Origin of the sequence: Pseudoalteromonas obscura (assembly GCF_030135505.1) — a bacterium.
In the GTDB taxonomy this organism is placed as follows: domain Bacteria; phylum Pseudomonadota; class Gammaproteobacteria; order Enterobacterales; family Alteromonadaceae; genus Pseudoalteromonas; species Pseudoalteromonas obscura.
In genome coordinates this window covers 1-19,413 of sequence record NZ_JASJUT010000014.1, presented here as the reverse complement: position 1 = coordinate 19,413, position 19,413 = coordinate 1, and the positions used below count along the sequence as shown (strand labels likewise).

Genomic DNA, 19,413 nt, shown 5'->3' with positions numbered 1-19,413 from the left:
TACGTTAAGCTACTTGGGTAATGGGTTGTGCAAAGCTACTTACTTGCTCTGATTGCCCAAACCACGCTAATTCTTCATGTAATGCAGCCACTTCACCAATGATCAAAAGTGCTGGAGATTGAATATCGTGCTGCTCTATTTTTTCTGCCAATTCGCTCAGTGTGCCTCTAACAACACGCTGTGATTGACGTGTGCCATTTTCAACAATGGCAATAGGGGTTTCAGGCGCTCTACCATGCTCTAAAAGTTTGGCTTGGATATGAGGGGATTTAATCACCCCCATGTATACAGCCAAAGTCTGATTTGGTTGAGCTAAACCACGCCAATCAAGCTCTTGGCCATCTTTCTTGCAGTGACCCGTTACAAACTGAATTGCCTGTGCATGATCTCTGTGCGTGAGCGGTATGCCTGAATAAGCGCTACACCCTGCGGCTGCTGTGATACCCGGCACTATTTGGTACTTGACGCCATGTTGCGCCAACACCTGAACTTCTTCACCACCTCGACCGTAAATAAATGGATCACCGCCTTTAATTCGGCAAACTTTTTTACCTTGTTTGGCAAAGTTGACCAGCATTTGGTTGGTATCTTCTTGTTTTACACTGTGATTGCCAGCCCTTTTACCAACGCAGACAAGGTCAGCATCACGCCTCACTAAATCCATGATTTCGTCTGATACAAGGTAATCATAAACGACAACGTCTGCCTGCTGCATTAGTTGTAATGCCTTGATTGTTAGTAGCTCTGGATCGCCAGGGCCCGCACCGACTACATAAACTTCGCCTTCGAGTTTGCTCGGTTGAGTAAGCATCTCAGTCAGTTGCTGTTGTGCGCCTTGTTCATCACCAGTTTGTACTTTACTAACAACACTTGAATCGAACACGCGTTCCCAAAATTGACGACGGTCTGAAAAGCTTTTAAATCGCGCTTTAACTTGATCTCTAAAGTCACCGGCAAGACGTGCTAACTTGCCGGTATGATGTGGAATAACTGTTTCGAGTTTTTCTCTAATTCTACGTGCTAATACAGGTGCTGTACCTGCACTTGAAATCGCAATGGTGATTGGATCTCTGTCGACAATCGATGGAAAGATAAACCCGCACTTAGGCTGGTCATCTACCACGTTCACAAAGATATTCTGTGCGTTTGCTGCGTCGAACACCGCTTGATTAACAGTTTCATTGTCGGTTGCTGCAATGACCAGCATCATACCTAGTACGTGGTGAGTGTCGAAGTACTCTTTTACTAAGGTTAACTTCTCTTGTGCAGCTAATTCAGTAAGCTCAGTGCAAAATTCAGGAGCGACAACCGTCACCTGTGCGCGGGCTTTCAAAAATGCCTGACATTTTCGTAAAGCTACATCTCCACCGCCGACAACTAGCACTGGCCTATCGTCTAACTTAGTAAATATCGGTAAATATTGCACTGTACTCGCCCCTAAATGCATAACCTTGATTTAAGCCAACTAAAATGACTTAGTAGGAGGGCAGAATATATCGGCCTTTAAATACAAAAAAATAATATTAACCCAAAATATATAACTAAAAGTTATATACAGACTTTGATTTTGGTTTAAGGCTTATATTTCAAGGTCTAGAGAGCAAAATGTATCCATATTAGCAACTTATAGCGATTGGTTATGAGATATAATGGAACATGAAAATAACACAGTGCTGAGTGTGAAGAGGTCAAAGCTGCATCGGGGCGGACAAATGTCCTGTAGGGAGGCCAAATAATCCATTTAACTTGAACACACTGTAAATGGATAAGATTGATAGTGACGAACCTATTCGATGGTTTGCGTCCTAAGGAGATCTCATGAGTACAAATAATCAAGTCACTGCCGCTGTTGCAAAGCACGTGCTTGAACTAATGGATTTAACTTCGCTCAATGAAGATGATACAGAAAAAAGTATCTTAGAGATGCTTGATAGTATAGATGAAGACGTCGCATTGCCAGCTGCTGTTTGTGTTTATCCTCAATTTGTGGCGCTGTGTAAAAAGCACCTGTCATCGCGGGGGTGGTATAGCGTTAAAGTGGCAACAGTGACTAACTTTCCTTGTGGTGAACAGCCCCTTTCACAAGTATTAGCGCAGACTCAGCAAGCCATTGATGACGGCGCTGATGAAATTGACTTAGTAATGCCATATAACCAAGTTATCGCCGGAGATCCTGATACACCGTGGCAATATGTTCGCTCGAGTAAGGAAGTATGTGGCAGCTCCGTGCAGTTAAAAGTGATCATTGAAAGTGGTGTGCTAGATACGCCAGAATTGATCGCACAAGCCAGTGATATCGCGATATTAGCTGGGGCCGATTTTATCAAAACCAGTACTGGTAAGGTAACTGTTAACGCAACTTTAGCAGCGACTCAGGTGATGTTAGAGCGTATTAAAATTAACGGCAAACCCGTTGGTTTTAAAGCCGCGGGCGGGGTGAAAACGGTTGCACAGGCGTGCCCTTACCTCGACGTTGCCTGCCAGGTTATGGGAAGAGGGTGGGTTGAAAAAGCCAATTTCAGGTTTGGTGCATCTAGTTTGCTCGCCGATGTAAAAGGAGTTGTTGCTCGAGGCTAATGCCTTTGAACCAATAAAAGTAAACAGAAAACGTGACTTTTAATCCACTTCATAACTCACTTTGTACCTAGGCCTTGATATTTTCTGTCATGTACCCAATATTGGTTGTATTGTGTTGAATCAAAGCGGCTGAATTATTCGGTTTTGGGCTTTAAGACGACAAAAAGTGATGCCGTAACGTACTTGTGAATAACTGATTGAAAAACAAAAGTTGTGAAAATCACACGATGTATAACTTTTACACTTGTTTTCAGATTGTTCGTCAGTATAATGGGCATCCACTTTGCAGGGGCGTAGTTCCAATTGGTAGAACAGCGGTCTCCAAAACCGATGGTTGCGGGTTCGAGTCCTGCCGCCCCTGCCACTCAATACTTTTTAGTCCCAATTTAAAATAATGTGCAGTTTAAGTCGCTTATTTATAAATTTGGATTTAATGGATTAACCCTGTCTTAGACAGGGTTGTTGTGTCTGTATTTAAGGTAAAACAATTATGAGCACTAATGTTGAAAACCCGTCTAGCTCGATGGACACGGTAAAATGGCTAGTTGCAGTTGTACTACTCACTGGCGCAGTAGTTGGTAACTATATGTATGCAGACATGTCTGCGTTGGTTCGCGCCGTCGGTGTTGTAGTTGCAGTGGGTGCCGCTTTAGGTATCGCAGCGACAACTGAAAAAGGTCGTACTTTTATTGCATTTGCAAAAGAGTCTCGTATTGAGGTTCGTAAAGTTGTATGGCCTACGCGTCAAGAAGCAACACATACTACAATTATCGTGATGGCAGCAACAGTAGTGATGGCACTTATCCTTTGGGGATTAGATGGCTTGCTATTCCGTGCTGTTGGCTTTTTAACTGGATTGGAGATCTGATCCCATGTCGGATGAGAACAAAGAAAAGAAATTACGTTGGTACGTAATTCAGGCGTTTTCTGGTTTTGAAAAGCGCGTTGCTCAAACAATTATCGAGCACATTAAAATTGAAGGCTTAGAAGAAGACTTCGGTGAAGTACTAGTACCTACAGAAGAAGTTGTAGAGATGCGTGCTGGTCAAAAGCGCAAGTCTGAGCGTAAATTCTTCCCAGGTTACGTCCTTGTTCAAATGGTGATGAACGACGCAACTTGGCACTTGGTGAATAGCACACCACGTGTAATGGGCTTTGTTGGCGGTACATCTGATCGTCCTGCACCAATTAGTCAGCGTGAAGCTGATCGTATTCTTAACCGTCTTCAAGAGAACGCAGAAGCGCCTAAGCCTGCGACGCTATTTGAGCCGGGTGAAGTGGTTCGTGTTATCGATGGTCCATTTGCAGACTTCAACGGTGTTGTTGAAGAAGTGGATTACGAAAAGAGCCGCTTAAAAGTGTCTGTACTTATCTTTGGTCGTTCAACACCTGTTGATTTAGAGTTTGGCCAAGTAGAACAAGACACCTAATTTGCATTATTTTTGTACTATTGCAAAAAGTAATTGAAAAAGGCCGCTGATTAAACTATAATCAGCGGCCTTTTTGTAGCTAGCTCAATGCTAACTACAAAAAGTACGAATTTTTTAATCGGGAAGCCGTTTGAGTACGCGTCCTCGCGCGCACAAGGCTAAGACCCATTTAACGAGGTTATTAACATGGCTAAAAAAGTTGAAGCTTTAATCAAGCTACAAGTTGCTGCTGGTATGGCTAACCCTAGTCCTCCAGTAGGTCCTGCACTAGGTCAACACGGTGTAAACATCATGGAATTCTGTAAAGCGTTCAACGCACGTACAGAGTCTATCGAAAAAGGTGCACCAGTTCCTGTAATCATTTCTGTTTACAACGACCGTTCATTCACTTTTGATATGAAAACGCCACCTGCATCTTACCTTCTTAAGAAGGCTGCAGGTATCAAGTCTGGTTCTGGCCGTCCAAACACTGAGAAAGTTGGTACTGTAACACGTGCACAACTAGAAGAGATTGTTGAGACTAAACGTCCTGACCTTACTGCTGCTGATATGGACGCAGCTGTACGCACGATTGCAGGTTCTGCACGTGCAATGGGCTTGAATGTAGAAGGGTAATTGAGAATGGCTAAATTAACTAAGCGTATGCGCGTAATCCGCGAAAAAGTTGACGTAACTAAAGAGTACGAAATCAACGAAGCTGTTGCTCTTCTTAAAGAACTAGCTACTGCTAAATTCACTGAAAGTGTTGACGTTGCTGTAAACCTTGGCATCGATGCTCGTAAATCAGACCAAAACGTACGTGGTGCAACTGTACTACCACACGGTACTGGTCGTGAAGTGCGCGTTGCTGTATTCACTCAAGGTGCTAACGCTGACGCTGCTAAAGAAGCTGGTGCTGATTTAGTAGGTATGGAAGACCTTGCTGAACAGGTTAAGAAAGGCGAAATGAACTTTGACGTTGTTGTTGCTTCTCCAGATGCAATGCGCGTTGTTGGTCAACTAGGTCAAATCCTAGGTCCACGTGGTCTTATGCCTAACCCTAAAACTGGTACTGTAACACCTAACGTTGCAGAAGCAGTTAAAAACGCAAAAGCTGGTCAGGTTCGTTACCGTAACGACAAGAACGGTATCATCCACACTACAATCGGTAAGGTTGACTTCGACGCTAACCAGCTTCAAGAAAACCTTGAAGCACTTATCGTTGCTCTTAAGAAGGCTAAGCCTTCTCAAGCGAAAGGTACTTACTTGAAGAAAGTAAGCATCTCAACGACTATGGGCGCGGGTGTTGCTGTAGACCAAGCTACTCTAAACACGCAGCTAGCGTAATTTAGATTTTAGCGTTTACATGGCGTAAAAATTAGACTATAATTTTGCGCCATTTCGTTGAGAAGTCACTTCCAACGAAGCAAAGAATTCGGGTTGAAGCGCATAATTTCGAACTGTTGTTTATCAAATTTGGTCTACAATAAAATCGATAAATTGCGTTTCCGTCCAAGACCGTAGGTGTAACTTTGTTACTTAATCTCCCTACGTAGACGGTGTGAATCCCAGCTAGATTTTTCCTAATCTTCTGGTTCTCGCCGTAAAAAGCAGCTCATAGCCAGTTGGCTGTGAGTAAAGTAGAACTGGGGACTTGTTCCCATATTAACCAGGAGTAACACCCATGGCTTTAAATCTTCAAGACAAAAAAGCAATTGTTGCTGAAGTCAACGAAGCTGCCAAAGGTGCTCTATCTGCAGTAGTTGCAGATTCTCGTGGTGTAACAGTAGATGCTATCACTGCGCTTCGTAAAGAAGCTCGTGAAGCAGGCGTATGGATGAAAGTTGTCCGTAACACGCTTGCAAAACGCGCTGTTGAAGGTACTGATTATGAGTGCCTTAACGAATCGCTAGTAGGCCCAAGCCTAATCGCTTTCTCTTCAGAGCACCCAGGTGCTGCTGCTCGTATCTTTGCTGATTTCGCAAAGAAAAACGAGTTGTTCGAACTGAAAGCGGCTGCATTTGAAGGCAATGTTGTTGACGTAGATATGCTTGCTAAGCTACCTACTTACGACGAAGCTGTTGCACGCTTAATGAGCGCTATGAAAGAAGCGTCAGCTGGTAAATTGGTTAAAACAATTGAAGCTGTACGTGTTCAGAAAGCTGAAGAAGCTGCTTAATCGCACCTTTTACACTTTCATCAATAAATTTTTTTGAACCTCATGGGTTCGTGATTAATTAGGAAACTTAAAATGTCTGTAACTAAAGACCAAATCCTTGACGCGATTGCTGAAATGTCAGTAATGGAAGTTGTTGAACTAGTTGAAGCAATGGAAGAAAAATTCGGCGTAACTGCAGCTGCTGCTGTTGTTGCTGCTGGTCCTGCTGAAGCTGCTGAAGAGAAGACTGAGTTCGACGTAATCCTAGCTGGCGCTGGCGGTAACAAAGTTGCTGCTATCAAAGCTGTACGTGGTGCAACTGGTCTTGGCCTTAAAGAAGCAAAAGCTCTTGTTGAGTCTGCTCCTGCGCCAATCAAAGAAGCTGTTTCTAAAGAAGAAGCTGAAGCACTTAAGAAAGATCTTGAAGAAGCTGGTGCTGAAGTTGAGATCAAGTAATCTAGCATACGCTAGGTTCGCTGCCTGAGAAATCAGGCAAGGGCTGGTGATTTTTTAATCACCGGCCCTTTTGCGCTCTAGAGCGAAAGTATTACTATTGCGCAATAAAAACCTAAATTCTTCAAGTTTTTCAATAATTTAAACCTTTTGGGAAACTGTTGGGTTTAGGTAGACAATTTAGATGTTGTTATCATGGCTTAGATGCCAATGAATGCTGTTCTGCATGAACAGGTTGGGTCAAAGATCAGCAAGCTGAGGAACCCCATGGCTTACTCTTATTCTGAAAAGAAACGTATCCGTAAGGATTTTGGTAAACGTCCACAAGTTTTGGATATACCTTTCCTTTTGCAAACGCAGTTGGAATCGTTTAAAAAATTCATTACGCCGGACGCGGATGGCGATACTGGATTGGAAGCTGCATTCCGTTCTGTATTCCCTATCAAAAGCTACTCGGGCAATTCTGAACTTCAATACGTGAGTTACCGTATCGGAGAACCAGTATTCGATGTAAAAGAATGTCAAATTCGCGGCGTGACTTATTCTGCTCCACTTCGCGTTAAATTACGTCTTGTACTTATGGACAAAGAAGCTCCAGGTACAGTCAAAGACATTAAAGAGCAAGAAGTTTACATGGGCGAGATCCCGCTCATGACAGACACAGGTACTTTCGTAATCAACGGTACCGAGCGTGTTATCGTTTCTCAGCTACACCGTTCACCTGGTGTATTCTTTGATAACGACCGCGGTAAATCTCATTCATCGGGTAAAGTGCTTTATAATGCACGTGTTATCCCTTACCGTGGTTCATGGTTAGATTTTGAATTTGATGTAAAAGATAACCTTTTCGTTCGTATTGACCGTCGTCGTAAGTTACCGGCTTCAATCATTTTACGCGCACTAGAATTCACAACTGAAGAAATTCTAGCGCTATTCTTTGAAACAACTGGTTTCGAAGTTGTAAACGGTAAAGTGATGATGGAACTAGTACCATCTCGCCTACGCGGTGAGACGGCTGCATTTGATATCAAAGATGCAGACGGTGAAGTATTGGTTGAACAGGGCCGTCGTATCACAGCTCGTCATATCAAAAACATCGAGAAAAAAGGCATCACGCAACTTGAAGTACCACATGAGTACATCATTGGTCGCGTAGTTGCTAAAAACTACATCGATGAGTCAACAGGTGAGATCATCGCTGAAGCGAACGCTGAATTGTCGCTTGAGTTGATGGCTGAGCTTGTGAAAGCGGGTCACACTAAGATCGATACGCTTTACATCAATGAAGTAGACAGCGGTGCGTACATGTCAGAGACTGTTCGTATTGACTCTTCTTCAAACCGCCTTGAAGCATTGGTAGAAATCTACCGTATGATGCGTCCTGGTGAGCCACCAACGAAAGAAGCTGCTGAAGCTTTATTCGATAACCTATTCTTCTCTGACGAACGTTATGATCTATCAACTGTAGGTCGTATGAAGTTCAATAGCCGTGTTGGTTATGATTCAGATACAGGCCCAGGTACACTGAGCAAAGAAGACATCGTTTCTGTTATGAAGGTTCTTATCGACATTCGTAATGGTAAAGGTGAAGTGGATGATATCGACCACTTAGGTAACCGTCGTATTCGTTCTGTTGGTGAAATGGCTGAAAACCAATTCCGTGTTGGTCTAGTACGTGTTGAACGTGCTGTACGTGAGCGTTTAAGTCTAGGTGATCTAGATAACGTGATGCCACAAGATTTGATCAACGCTAAGCCGATTTCTGCAGCTGTTAAAGAGTTCTTTGGTTCTTCTCAGTTGTCACAGTTCATGGACCAAAACAACCCGCTTTCAGAAGTTACGCACAAACGTCGTATTTCTGCGTTAGGTCCGGGTGGTTTGACACGTGAACGCGCAGGCTTCGAAGTTCGAGACGTACACGTAACGCACTACGGTCGTGTTTGTCCAATCGAAACGCCTGAAGGTCCAAACATCGGTCTAATCAACTCATTATCGACGTACGCACGCACAAATGATTACGGTTTCTTGGAAACACCTTACCGTAAAGTTGTTGACGGCGTAGTGACTGACGAAGTTGATTACTTATCTGCAATCGAAGAAGGTCAATTCGTAATCGCACAGGCGAATACAAACTTGACTGAAGCGAACCAATTTGCAGAAGAGTTAATTCCATGTCGTCATAAAGGTGAATCGACCTTTATGCCTAGCGACAGCATCCAATATATGGATGTATCTCCACAGCAGGTTATCTCTGTGGCAGCGGCACTTATCCCATTCCTTGAACACGATGATGCGAACCGTGCATTGATGGGATCGAACATGCAACGTCAAGCAGTACCAACACTACGCGCTGATAAGCCGTTAGTAGGTACAGGTATCGAGCGTACACTTGCAAAAGATTCAGGTGTAACAATCGTAGCTAAGCGTGGCGGTGTGGTTAAGTACGCTGATGCGAGCCGTATCGTTGTTAACGTTAATGAAGATGAGCGTGTTCCGGGTGAAGCGGGCATCGACATTTACAATCTAACTAAATACACGCGTTCGAACCAAAACACATGTATTAACCAAAAACCAACTTGTATGGTTGGTGAGCCAGTTGTACGCGGTGACGTACTTGCTGATGGTCCTTCAACGGACTTAGGTGACTTGGCACTTGGTCAAAACTTACGTGTTGCGTTCATGCCTTGGAATGGTTACAACTTCGAGGATTCAATCCTACTTTCAGAGCGAGTTGTACAAGAAGATCGTCTAACAACGATCCACATCCAAGAGCTTCAGTGTATTGCACGTGATACTAAGCTAGGTCCAGAAGAAATCACTGCTGATATCCCTAATGTAGGTGAGTCTGCACTTGGTAAACTGGATGAGTCAGGTGTTGTATACATCGGTGCCGAAGTGAAAGGCGGCGATATCCTAGTAGGTAAAGTAACGCCTAAAGGTGAAACACAGCTTACGCCTGAAGAAAAGCTACTACGTGCAATCTTCGGTGAGAAAGCTTCTGACGTTAAAGATAGCTCTCTACGAGTGCCTAACTCAGTTTCTGGTACAGTTATCGACGTTCAAGTGTTTACCCGCGATGGCGTTGAAAAAGACAAGCGCGCACTTGAAGTTGAAGAAATGCAGCTTCGCGAAGCGAAGAAAGACTTCAACGAAGAATTCAAGATCCTTGAAGGCGGCATTTTAACTCGTGCTCGTAAACTACTTGTTGAATCTGGTCAAAATGAAGATGCAATTGCACTTCTAAATGCTGAAAAGCTACTGACTCAGAGCCTAGCTGACGAAGCACAACAAGCTGAACTTGAGCAGTTAGCTGCGCAGTACGATGAACTGAAAGCTGAATACGACAAAAAGTTTGAGAACAAGCGTCGCAAGATCACACAAGGTGATGACTTAGCGCCGGGCGTACTTAAGATTGTTAAAGTTTACTTAGCTGTTAAACGTCGTATCCAACCGGGTGATAAGATGGCTGGTCGTCACGGTAACAAAGGTGTTATTTCGACAATCGTACCAGTAGAAGATATGCCATATGACGAAAGAGGTCGTACGGTAGACATCGTTCTTAACCCGCTAGGTGTACCATCACGTATGAACATCGGTCAGATCCTTGAAACACACATGGGTCTTGCTGCACGTGGTATCGGTGAGCGCATCGAAGATATGATGAAAGAGCAAGCGGAACTACATGAGCTGCGTGATTTCATCAAGAAAGCGTACGATCTTGGCGACTGTCGTCAAGAAGTAGACATTGCTACATTCTCAGATGACGAAGTTCGTCGCCTAGCAAATAACCTTAAAGGTGGTCTACCAATCGCAACGCCGGCATTCGATGGTGCTAAAGAAAGCGAAATCAAAGAACTACTAGAGCTTGGTGGTTACCCATCAAGTGGTCAGGTAACGCTTTATGATGGCCGTACTGGTGATGCGTTTGAGCGTAAAGTAACTGTTGGTTACATGTACATGCTGAAACTAAACCACCTAGTAGACGACAAGATGCACGCGCGTTCAACGGGTTCTTACAGCCTAGTTACTCAGCAGCCGCTGGGTGGTAAAGCACAGTTCGGTGGACAGCGTTTCGGTGAGATGGAGGTATGGGCATTAGAAGCATACGGTGCTGCCTATACACTACAGGAAATGTTGACAGTTAAGTCGGATGACGTAAATGGTCGTACTAAGATGTATAAGAACATCGTAGACGGTAACCACAAGATGGAACCGGGTATGCCAGAGTCATTCAACGTATTGTTGAAAGAAATCCGCTCGCTAGGTATCAACATCGAGTTGGAAGAAAGTTAATCCGACCGGCAGCTCAGTTGAGCTGCCAACCCGGACTGTAACTGTAAAGAATGAAGGGGTGAGCACAGCTCGCCCTCAAGATTAACTCCGACAGGAGAGCTAAGGTGAAAGACTTACTTAAGTTTCTGAAGCAACAAAATAAGACCGAAGAATTCGATGCAATTCGCATTGGTCTTTCTTCTCCAGACATGGTTCGTTCATGGTCATACGGTGAAGTAAAGAAACCTGAGACAATCAACTACCGTACTTTCAAGCCTGAGCGTGATGGCTTATTCTGTGCACGTATTTTCGGCCCAGTAAAAGATTACGAATGTTTGTGTGGTAAATACAAGCGACTAAAACACCGCGGTGTTATCTGTGAGAAGTGTGGCGTTGAAGTTACACTTACTAAAGTGCGTCGTGACCGCATGGGTCACATTGAGCTTGCGAGCCCAGTAGCGCACATTTGGTTCCTTAAATCATTACCGTCTCGTATCGGCTTAATGCTTGATATGACTCTTCGTGACATCGAGCGCGTACTTTACTTCGAATCATTCGTAGTAACAGAGCCTGGTATGACAACGCTTGAGCGTGGTCAGCTATTAGGTGAAGAAGAGTACCTAGATGCACTAGAAGAGCACGGCGATGAGTTTGAAGCGAAGATGGGTGCAGAAGCTGTACTTGATCTACTTCGCGAACTAGACCTTGGTCAGTTAATCGCAGAAATGCGTGAAGAGTTACCAACAATTAACTCTGAGACTAAGCGTAAGAAAATTACTAAGCGTCTTAAGCTTATGGAATCGTTCCACCAATCAGGTAACAACCCTGAGTGGATGATCATGAGCGTACTACCTGTACTTCCACCAGATCTACGCCCACTAGTACCACTAGATGGCGGTCGTTTCGCGACTTCAGATCTGAACGACTTATACCGTCGTGTTATCAACCGTAACAACCGTCTGAAGCGTCTACTTGACCTAGCTGCACCAGACATCATCGTACGCAACGAAAAGCGTATGTTACAAGAAGCGGTAGATGCACTACTTGATAACGGTCGTCGCGGTCGTGCGATCACAGGTTCTAACAAGCGTCCTCTTAAGTCGCTTGCAGACATGATCAAAGGTAAACAAGGTCGTTTCCGTCAAAACCTTCTAGGTAAGCGTGTTGACTACTCAGGCCGTTCTGTAATCACAGTTGGTCCAACGCTTAAACTTCACCAGTGTGGTCTTCCGAAGAAGATGGCACTAGAGCTATTCAAGCCATTTATCTACGGTAAACTAGAGCGCCGTGGCATGGCTACTACCATCAAAGCTGCGAAGAAGATGGTAGAGCGTGAAGTACCAGAGGTTTGGGACGTACTTGATGAAGTGATCCGTGAACACCCAGTTCTATTGAACCGTGCTCCTACACTTCACAGACTTGGTATCCAAGCATTTGAACCAGTTCTAATCGAAGGTAAAGCAATCCACCTACACCCGTTGGTGTGTGCGGCGTATAACGCTGACTTCGATGGTGACCAAATGGCGGTACACGTACCGTTAACATTAGAAGCACAGCTAGAAGCTCGTGCACTAATGATGTCTACAAACAACATCCTTTCACCTGCAAGTGGTGAGCCTATCATCGTACCTTCACAGGACGTTGTATTAGGTCTCTACTACATGACGCGTGACCGCATCAATGCAAAAGGTGAAGGCATTGCGTTTAAAGACCCGAAAGAAGCTGAAAAAGCATACCGTACAGGTACAGCAGAGCTTCACGCACGTGTTAAAGTTCGTCTAACAGAAACCATTGTTGACGAAGAAACTGGCGAGCGTTCGGAGATAACTCACATTGTTGATACAACAGTAGGTCGTGCGATCCTTTCATTGATCATGCCAAAAGGTCTACCGTTTGAACTTATCAACAGAGCACTAGGTAAGAAGCAGATTTCTGGTCTTCTTAACGAGTGTTACCGTCGCCTAGGTCTAAAAGACACAGTTGTGTTTGCTGACCAAGTGATGTACACAGGTTTCCACTACGCGATGAAGTCAGGTGTATCTATCGGTATTAACGATATGGTTATTCCACCTACGAAGACTGAAATCATCGAGCGTGCAGAAGCTGAAGTTGCTGAGATTAACCAACAGTTCCAATCAGGTCTTGTAACTGCGGGTGAAAAGTACAACAAAGTTATCGATATCTGGTCACGTGTTAACGAAAACCTATCACGTGAAATGATGGCGAACTTATCGAAAGATACAGTTGTGAATGCACAGGGTAAAGAAGAGCAGCAAGACTCTTTCAACTCAGTATTCATGATGGCCGACTCTGGTGCTCGTGGTAGTGCCGCTCAGATCCGTCAGCTAGCAGGTATGCGTGGTCTAATGGCACGTCCAGATGGTTCAATCATCGAGACGCCAATCACGGCAAACTTCCGTGAAGGTCTAAACGTACTTCAGTACTTCATCTCGACGCACGGTGCACGTAAAGGTCTTGCCGATACCGCACTTAAGACAGCGAACTCGGGTTACCTAACACGTCGTCTAGTAGACGTTGCGCAAGATTTGGTTATCAATGAATCAGATTGTGGCACGTTAGAAGGCCTAGTAATGAAGCCGCTTATCGAAGGTGGTGACGTTGTAGAGCCGCTTCGCGAGCGAGTTCTAGGTCGTGTTGTTGCAGAAGACGTATGTAAGCCAGGTACTGATGAAGTACTGGTCGAGCGTAATGTGATGCTTGACGAAAAACTGTGTGACCTTTTAGAAGAGCACTCAGTAGATGAAGTTAAAGTTCGCTCTGTAATCACGTGTGACAATGACTTTGGTGTATGTGCTAACTGTTACGGTCGTGACCTTGCACGTGGCCATATCATCAATCCAGGTGAGGCAGTCGGTGTAATTGCAGCTCAGTCAATCGGTGAGCCAGGTACACAGCTTACGATGCGTACATTCCACATCGGTGGTGCGGCATCTCGAGCGTCTGCAGAAAACAGCGTACAAGTTAAAAACAACGGTAGCATGAAGTTACATAACGCCAAGTTTGTAATTAATACTGACGGCAAGATCGTTGTAACTTCACGTTCTACAGAAATTACGGTTATTGATGAGCAAGGCCGTGAGAAAGAGCGTTATAAAGTGCCTTACGGTGCTGTACTTACTGTTCAAGATGGTGCAGAGGTTAAAGGTAGCGATATCGTTGCTAACTGGGACCCGCATAGTCACCCAATCGTTATCGAGCACCAGTCAAAGGTATCGTTCAGCGATATTGATGACTCAAACACAGAAGCTCAGACTGATGAACTAACTGGTCTAACACGTGTTGTAGTTAAAGATCTAGCTAAGGTAAATGCAAAAGAGCCTAAGTTAATCATCGAAAACGAAGAGCGTGGCCTACAGGAAATCCGTCTACCTTCATTCACCACGATTGAAGTGACAGATGGTGCAACTGTTCAGCCGGGTGACGTATTAGCGCGTATCCCACAAGAAGGTTCGAAGACTCGTGATATCACCGGTGGTCTACCTCGAGTTGCTGACTTATTCGAAGCGCGTAAGCCAAAAGATCCTGCCATCCTTGCAGAGATCACTGGTACTGTAAGCTTCGGTAAAGAGACTAAAGGTAAGAAACGTCTAGTTATCACACCAGATCAAGGTGATGCATACGAAGAGATGATCCCGAAATGGCGTCAGCTTAACGTGTTCGAAGGTGAGCAGGTTGCTAAAGGTGAAGTTATTGCCGATGGTCCTGAATCTCCGCATGACATCCTACGTCTACGTGGTGTAACTGATGTTTCTAACTACATCACCAATGAAGTTCAGGAAGTTTACCGTCTTCAGGGTGTAAAGATTAACGATAAGCACATCGAAACAATTGTTCGCCAAATGCTACGTAAGTGCATCATCCTTGACGGTGGTGACACTGAGTTCTTAGCTGGTGAGCAAGCGGAAGTTGCACGCGTTAACATTGCAAACCGTGAGCTTGAGAAGCAAGGTAAGATCCCAGCTAAATTCGAAATTCAGCTGATGGGTATTACTAAAGCATCACTTGCAACTGAATCGTTCATCTCAGCAGCGTCGTTCCAGGAAACAACACGTGTCCTAACTGAAGCAGCTGTAAACGGTAAGAGCGACGAGCTTCGTGGTCTGAAAGAAAACGTTATCGTTGGTCGTTTGATCCCAGCTGGTACTGGTTTTGCGTATCACCAAGAGCGCATTAACCGTCGTAAAGAAAGCGAGCTACCAGTGGAAGAGCAAACGGTTAGTGCTGAAGAAGCGTCACAAGCGCTTACAGATGCACTTAACGCTGACCTTTTAGGCGGTAATGAGTAAGCTTTAAACGCTCCATACTCATTATTAAAAGGCCGCCTATAGGGCGGCCTTTTTGATCTGTGCACATTTTACGAGTTTGAAGATGGTACATCCTGTCATGGTGGTGTCTTAATCGGGTGTCAGTATTTGTGGCTTCAGTAAATTTCTGATAAAGGTACGAAGTGCATAAGATGATATCTTTCTTATGATGTGACATATAACTGTTTTACAAATCAGGATAAGTCATAAAAAGTCTACGAGCTAAAAGTACGGCCTCAAAAACGACAAATTCGACGAAAAATACCGCTGTAAAATGGATTTTTATTGACAGGTTAATCTTTGCTCATTAAAATTCGGCCACCCATTTATTCGTTCCATTAAAATGGAAGGAAAATTTGGGTCGATTTTATTTTTTCAGTAGTAATTTTAACTAATCAGGAGCTATTTAATGGCAACTATTAACCAGCTAGTACGTAAGCCACGTCGCAGCAAGGTTACAAAGAGCAACTCTGCTGCTCTTAAAGCTTGTCCACAAAAGCGTGGTGTATGTACTCGTGTATATACAACTACACCAAAGAAACCAAACTCTGCACTACGTAAAGTAGCGCGTGTTCGTCTTACGAACGGTTTCGAAGTAACTTCTTACATTGGCGGTGAAGGTCACAACCTTCAGGAGCACAGTGTAATCCTTATCCGTGGTGGTCGTGTTAAAGACTTACCTGGTGTGCGTTTCCACACAGTTCGTGGTGCGCTTGACTGTGCGGGTGTTAACGATCGTAAACAAGGTCGTTCTAAGTACGGTGCAAAACGTCCTAAGGGCTAATGGTTCTCCGTTAGTAAGGCCAAGCACTTAAGTTTTAATATTGAATAATTTGTTTTGGGTATTCGTTTAAAAAACGAACCTGAAGATATCGGAGAGATAAAATGCCTAGAAGACGCGTAATAGGTCAACGTAAAATTCTTCCAGATCCGAAGTTCGGATCAGAACTTCTTGCTAAATTCGTTAACGTAGTAATGTTAGACGGCAAGAAATCTACTGCTGAAAAAATCGTATACGGTGCGCTAGACGTGGCTGCTGATAAATCAGGCAAGTCGCACCTAGAAATCTTTGAAGCTGCACTTGAAAATGTACGCCCTGCGGTTGAGGTTAAATCTCGCCGTGTTGGTGGTTCTACATACCAAGTACCAGTTGAAGTACGTCCAGTTCGTCGCAACGCATTAGGTATGCGTTGGTTAGTTGACTCTGCACGTAAGCGTGGCGAGAAGTCAATGGGTCTTCGTCTTGCACAAGAGATCCTTGACGCTGCGGAAAACAAAGGCACTGCGGTTAAGAAACGTGAAGACGTTCACCGTATGGCTGAAGCGAACAAAGCATTCGCTCACTACCGTTGGTAATCTGCCCAAGACCTTTAAGAGGATATTATGGCACGTACTACTCCAATTGAGCGCTATCGTAACATCGGTATTTGTGCTCACGTAGATGCAGGTAAAACCACCACTACAGAGCGTGTACTTTATTACACGGGTCTGTCTCACAAAATTGGTGAGGTACATGATGGTGCTGCAACTATGGACTGGATGGAGCAGGAGCAGGAGCGTGGTATTACCATTACTTCTGCTGCGACAACGTGTTTCTGGAAAGGTATGGATGCTCAGTTTCCTGAGCATCGCATCAATATCATTGATACTCCAGGACACGTAGACTTTACTATCGAAGTAGAACGCTCATTGCGTGTACTTGATGGTGCAGTTGTTGTTCTTTGTGCTTCATCAGGCGTACAACCACAAACAGAAACTGTTTGGCGTCAAGCCAATAAATACGAAGTTCCTCGTATGATCTTCGTTAACAAGATGGACCGTACTGGTGCAGATTTCTTGGCAGTTGTGGATCAGGTGAAAGACCGTCTTGGTGCGACACCTGTGCCTATTCAGCTACCTATTGGTGCTGAAGATGAATTTAAAGGTGTTATCGATCTCATCAAAATGAAAGCCATTAACTGGAATGAAGATGACCAGGGTATGACTTTCACATACGAAGAGATCCCGGCAGACCTTCAGGATTTAGCTGAAGAGTGGCACTCTCACTTAGTTGAAAGTGCAGCGGAAGCGACTGAAGAGCTAATGGACAAATATTTAGAAGAAGGTGAGTTGAGCGAAGAGGAGATTAAATCTGCGATTCGTCAACTGACATTGAGTAATGAAATTGTACCAATGTCTTGTGGTAGTGCTTTCAAAAACAAAGGTGTTCAAGCTGTGCTTGATGCGGTTATTGAATTCATGCCTTCACCAACTGAGGTTAAAGAGATTCAGGGTATCCTTGAGGATGATTCTGAGGCTACTCGTCCAGCTAGCGACGACGCGCCGTTTTCGGCGTTGGCGTTTAAAATTGCGACGGACCCATTTGTTGGTACACTGACTTTCTTCCGAGTTTATTCTGGTACAGTAGGTCAAGGTGACTCTGTTTATAACCCTGTAAAGGGTAAAAAAGAGCGTTTTGGTCGTATTGTTCAGATGCACTCAAATTCGCGCGAAGAAATTAAAGAAGTTCGCGCTGGTGATATTGCTGCTGCGATTGGACTTAAAGACGTTACCACTGGTGACACGCTTTGTTCTCAAGATTCAGTGATCACATTAGAGCGTATGGAATTTCCAGAGCCAGTGATCTCAGTAGCGGTAGAGCCGAAAACAGTCGCAGATCAGGAAAAAATGGGTATTGCACTAGGCAAACTAGCGGCAGAAGATCCGTCTTTCCGTGTTGAAACTGACGAAGAGTCAGGTCAAACGATCATCTCTGGTATGGGTGAGCTTCACCTAGATATCATTGTTGACCGTATGAAACGTGAGTTCAACGTTGTTTGTAACGTTGGTAAGCCGCAGGTGGCATACAGAGAAACCATCCGTGGTTCTGTAGAAGCCGAAGGTAAGTTCGTACGTCAATCAGGTGGTCGTGGTCAATATGGTCACGTATGGCTGAAATTGGAACCAATGGATTTTTCTGATGAAGACGCACCAACATACGAATTCGTTAATGAAATCGTAGGTGGTACGGTTCCTAAGGAATACATCCCAGCGGTTGATAAAGGTATTCAAGAGCAAATGAAACAAGGTGTGCTTGCGGGCTACCCTCTGTTAGGTGTGAAAGCGACGTTATTTGACGGCTCTTTCCACGACGTTGACTCAAATGAAATGGCCTTTAAGATCGCCGGTTCAATGGGCTTCAGAAATGGTGCTTTAGAAGCGCAACCAGTGCTTTTAGAACCTGTTATGAAAGTTGAAGTCACTACCCCTGAAGAAAACATGGGTGACGTAGTAGGCGACTTAAACCGTCGTCGCGGCATGATCGAAGGTATGGAAGACGCTTTTGGTGGTCTTAAACTTGTCAATGCGCAAGTTCCACTGTCTGAAATGTTTGGTTATGCAACCGATTTACGTTCTGCAACGCAAGGTCGTGCCTCGTACTCAATGGAATTTTCCAAGTACGCAGAAGCGGCGAAAAACGTTGCCGACGCAATAATTGCAGCTCGCGCTGTTAAGTAATTTTAGTTCGGTCCGGTCTTAGGACTGGACTTTAATTTCTTTATAGGAAATTTTAAAATGGCAAAAGAAAAGTTTGAACGTTCGAAACCGCACGTAAACGTAGGTACAATCGGCCACGTTGACCACGGTAAAACAACTCTAACTGCAGCAATCACTAACGTACTTGCAAAAGTATACGGTGGTGAAGCACGTGACTTCGCTCAAATCGATAACGCTCCAGAAGAGCGTGAGCGTGGTATCACAATCGCAACTTCACACGTAGAGTACGATACTCCAACTCGTCACTACGCACACGTTGACTGTCCTGGACACGCTGACTACGTTAAAAACATGATCACTGGTGCTGCTCAGATGGACGGCGCGATCCTAGTAGTTGCTGCAACTGACGGTCCTATGCCTCAGACTCGTGAGCACATCCTACTTTCTCGTCAGGTTGGTGTACCTTACATCATCGTATTCATGAACAAATGTGACATGGTTGACGACGAAGAACTAATCGAGCTAGTAGAAATGGAAGTTCGTGAACTTCTTTCTGAGTACGATTTCCCAGGTGATGACCTACCACTAATCCAAGGTTCAGCTCTTAAAGCACTAGAAGGCGAGAAAGAGTGGGAAGACAAGATCGTTGAGCTTGCAGAAGCACTAGATTCTTACATCCCAGAGCCAGAGCGTGACATCGATAAGCCATTCATCATGCCTATCGAAGACGTATTCTCAATCC

General features: G+C 44.4%; 14 protein-coding genes and 1 tRNA gene. 14 read left to right on the top strand and 1 reads right to left on the bottom strand.

Features of this window, described 5'->3' with window-relative positions:
- Positions 1–4: 4 nt before the first annotated feature.
- Positions 5–1,426 carry a siroheme synthase CysG gene (cysG, locus tag QNM18_RS23840; protein ID WP_284138620.1) on the bottom strand — a complete coding sequence of 474 codons (1,422 nt, stop codon included), beginning with the start codon at positions 1,424–1,426 and terminating at the stop codon, positions 5–7.
- A 392-nt stretch (positions 1,427–1,818) separates the two neighbouring features.
- On the opposite strand from cysG, the gene deoC reads away from it, so the two are divergent.
- The 14 genes from deoC to QNM18_RS23770 all read left to right on the top strand — a co-directional run.
- Complete coding sequence (gene deoC, locus QNM18_RS23835) at positions 1,819–2,577, top strand: deoxyribose-phosphate aldolase (RefSeq protein ID WP_284138619.1); 759 nt, start codon at positions 1,819–1,821, stop codon at positions 2,575–2,577.
- A 287-nt stretch (positions 2,578–2,864) separates the two neighbouring features.
- Positions 2,865–2,941, top strand: a tRNA-Trp gene (locus tag QNM18_RS23830).
- Between the two features lie 126 nt (positions 2,942–3,067).
- Entirely contained in the window at positions 3,068–3,445 is a 378-nt protein-coding gene (secE, locus tag QNM18_RS23825) for a preprotein translocase subunit SecE (protein ID WP_023400589.1), read from the top strand.
- 4 nt (positions 3,446–3,449) lie between these two features.
- Positions 3,450–4,007, top strand: a complete 558-nt coding sequence (gene nusG, locus QNM18_RS23820; protein ID WP_023400588.1) for a transcription termination/antitermination protein NusG — start codon at positions 3,450–3,452, stop codon at positions 4,005–4,007.
- A 186-nt stretch (positions 4,008–4,193) separates the two neighbouring features.
- Positions 4,194–4,622 (top strand): 50S ribosomal protein L11, encoded by a 429-nt coding sequence (gene rplK / locus QNM18_RS23815; RefSeq protein WP_010387320.1) that lies wholly within the window; start codon positions 4,194–4,196, stop codon positions 4,620–4,622.
- Between the two features lie 6 nt (positions 4,623–4,628).
- Positions 4,629–5,333, top strand: a complete 705-nt coding sequence (rplA, locus tag QNM18_RS23810; protein WP_023400587.1) for a 50S ribosomal protein L1 — start codon at positions 4,629–4,631, stop codon at positions 5,331–5,333.
- A gap of 337 nt (positions 5,334–5,670) precedes the next feature.
- Positions 5,671–6,165 carry a 50S ribosomal protein L10 gene (gene rplJ, locus QNM18_RS23805; protein ID WP_023400586.1) on the top strand — a complete coding sequence of 165 codons (495 nt, stop codon included), beginning with the start codon at positions 5,671–5,673 and terminating at the stop codon, positions 6,163–6,165.
- Between the two features lie 72 nt (positions 6,166–6,237).
- Complete coding sequence (gene rplL / locus QNM18_RS23800) at positions 6,238–6,600, top strand: 50S ribosomal protein L7/L12 (protein ID WP_023400585.1); 363 nt, start codon at positions 6,238–6,240, stop codon at positions 6,598–6,600.
- A 264-nt stretch (positions 6,601–6,864) separates the two neighbouring features.
- Positions 6,865–10,890: a DNA-directed RNA polymerase subunit beta gene (gene rpoB, locus QNM18_RS23795; RefSeq protein WP_211012799.1), complete on the top strand. Its 4,026-nt coding sequence runs from the start codon at positions 6,865–6,867 to the stop codon at positions 10,888–10,890.
- Positions 10,891–10,994: 104 nt separating this feature from the next.
- The gene (gene rpoC, locus QNM18_RS23790; RefSeq protein ID WP_284138618.1) at positions 10,995–15,176 is read left to right on the top strand and encodes a DNA-directed RNA polymerase subunit beta'; all 4,182 of its coding nucleotides are present in this window, start codon (positions 10,995–10,997) and stop codon (positions 15,174–15,176) included.
- A gap of 427 nt (positions 15,177–15,603) precedes the next feature.
- The gene (gene rpsL / locus QNM18_RS23785; RefSeq protein ID WP_010387308.1) at positions 15,604–15,978 is read left to right on the top strand and encodes a 30S ribosomal protein S12; all 375 of its coding nucleotides are present in this window, start codon (positions 15,604–15,606) and stop codon (positions 15,976–15,978) included.
- 101 nt (positions 15,979–16,079) lie between these two features.
- Positions 16,080–16,550 carry a 30S ribosomal protein S7 gene (gene rpsG, locus QNM18_RS23780; protein ID WP_023400582.1) on the top strand — a complete coding sequence of 157 codons (471 nt, stop codon included), beginning with the start codon at positions 16,080–16,082 and terminating at the stop codon, positions 16,548–16,550.
- A 27-nt stretch (positions 16,551–16,577) separates the two neighbouring features.
- Complete coding sequence (gene fusA / locus QNM18_RS23775; RefSeq protein WP_211012797.1) at positions 16,578–18,692, top strand: elongation factor G; 2,115 nt, start codon at positions 16,578–16,580, stop codon at positions 18,690–18,692.
- Between the two features lie 57 nt (positions 18,693–18,749).
- On the top strand, positions 18,750–19,413 hold a 664-nt coding region (locus QNM18_RS23770), incomplete at its 3' end, for a GTP-binding protein (protein ID WP_284138617.1).

Coding starts and splice junctions, on each gene's coding strand:
- deoC (WP_284138619.1), top strand. CDS start 1,819: ATGAGTACAAATAATCAAGTCACTGCCGCTGTTGCAAAGCACGTGCTT.
- secE (WP_023400589.1), top strand. CDS start 3,068: ATGAGCACTAATGTTGAAAACCCGTCTAGCTCGATGGACACGGTAAAA.
- nusG (WP_023400588.1), top strand. CDS start 3,450: ATGTCGGATGAGAACAAAGAAAAGAAATTACGTTGGTACGTAATTCAG.
- rplK (WP_010387320.1), top strand. CDS start 4,194: ATGGCTAAAAAAGTTGAAGCTTTAATCAAGCTACAAGTTGCTGCTGGT.
- rplA (WP_023400587.1), top strand. CDS start 4,629: ATGGCTAAATTAACTAAGCGTATGCGCGTAATCCGCGAAAAAGTTGAC.
- rplJ (WP_023400586.1), top strand. CDS start 5,671: ATGGCTTTAAATCTTCAAGACAAAAAAGCAATTGTTGCTGAAGTCAAC.
- rplL (WP_023400585.1), top strand. CDS start 6,238: ATGTCTGTAACTAAAGACCAAATCCTTGACGCGATTGCTGAAATGTCA.
- rpoB (WP_211012799.1), top strand. CDS start 6,865: ATGGCTTACTCTTATTCTGAAAAGAAACGTATCCGTAAGGATTTTGGT.
- rpsL (WP_010387308.1), top strand. CDS start 15,604: ATGGCAACTATTAACCAGCTAGTACGTAAGCCACGTCGCAGCAAGGTT.
- rpsG (WP_023400582.1), top strand. CDS start 16,080: ATGCCTAGAAGACGCGTAATAGGTCAACGTAAAATTCTTCCAGATCCG.
- fusA (WP_211012797.1), top strand. CDS start 16,578: ATGGCACGTACTACTCCAATTGAGCGCTATCGTAACATCGGTATTTGT.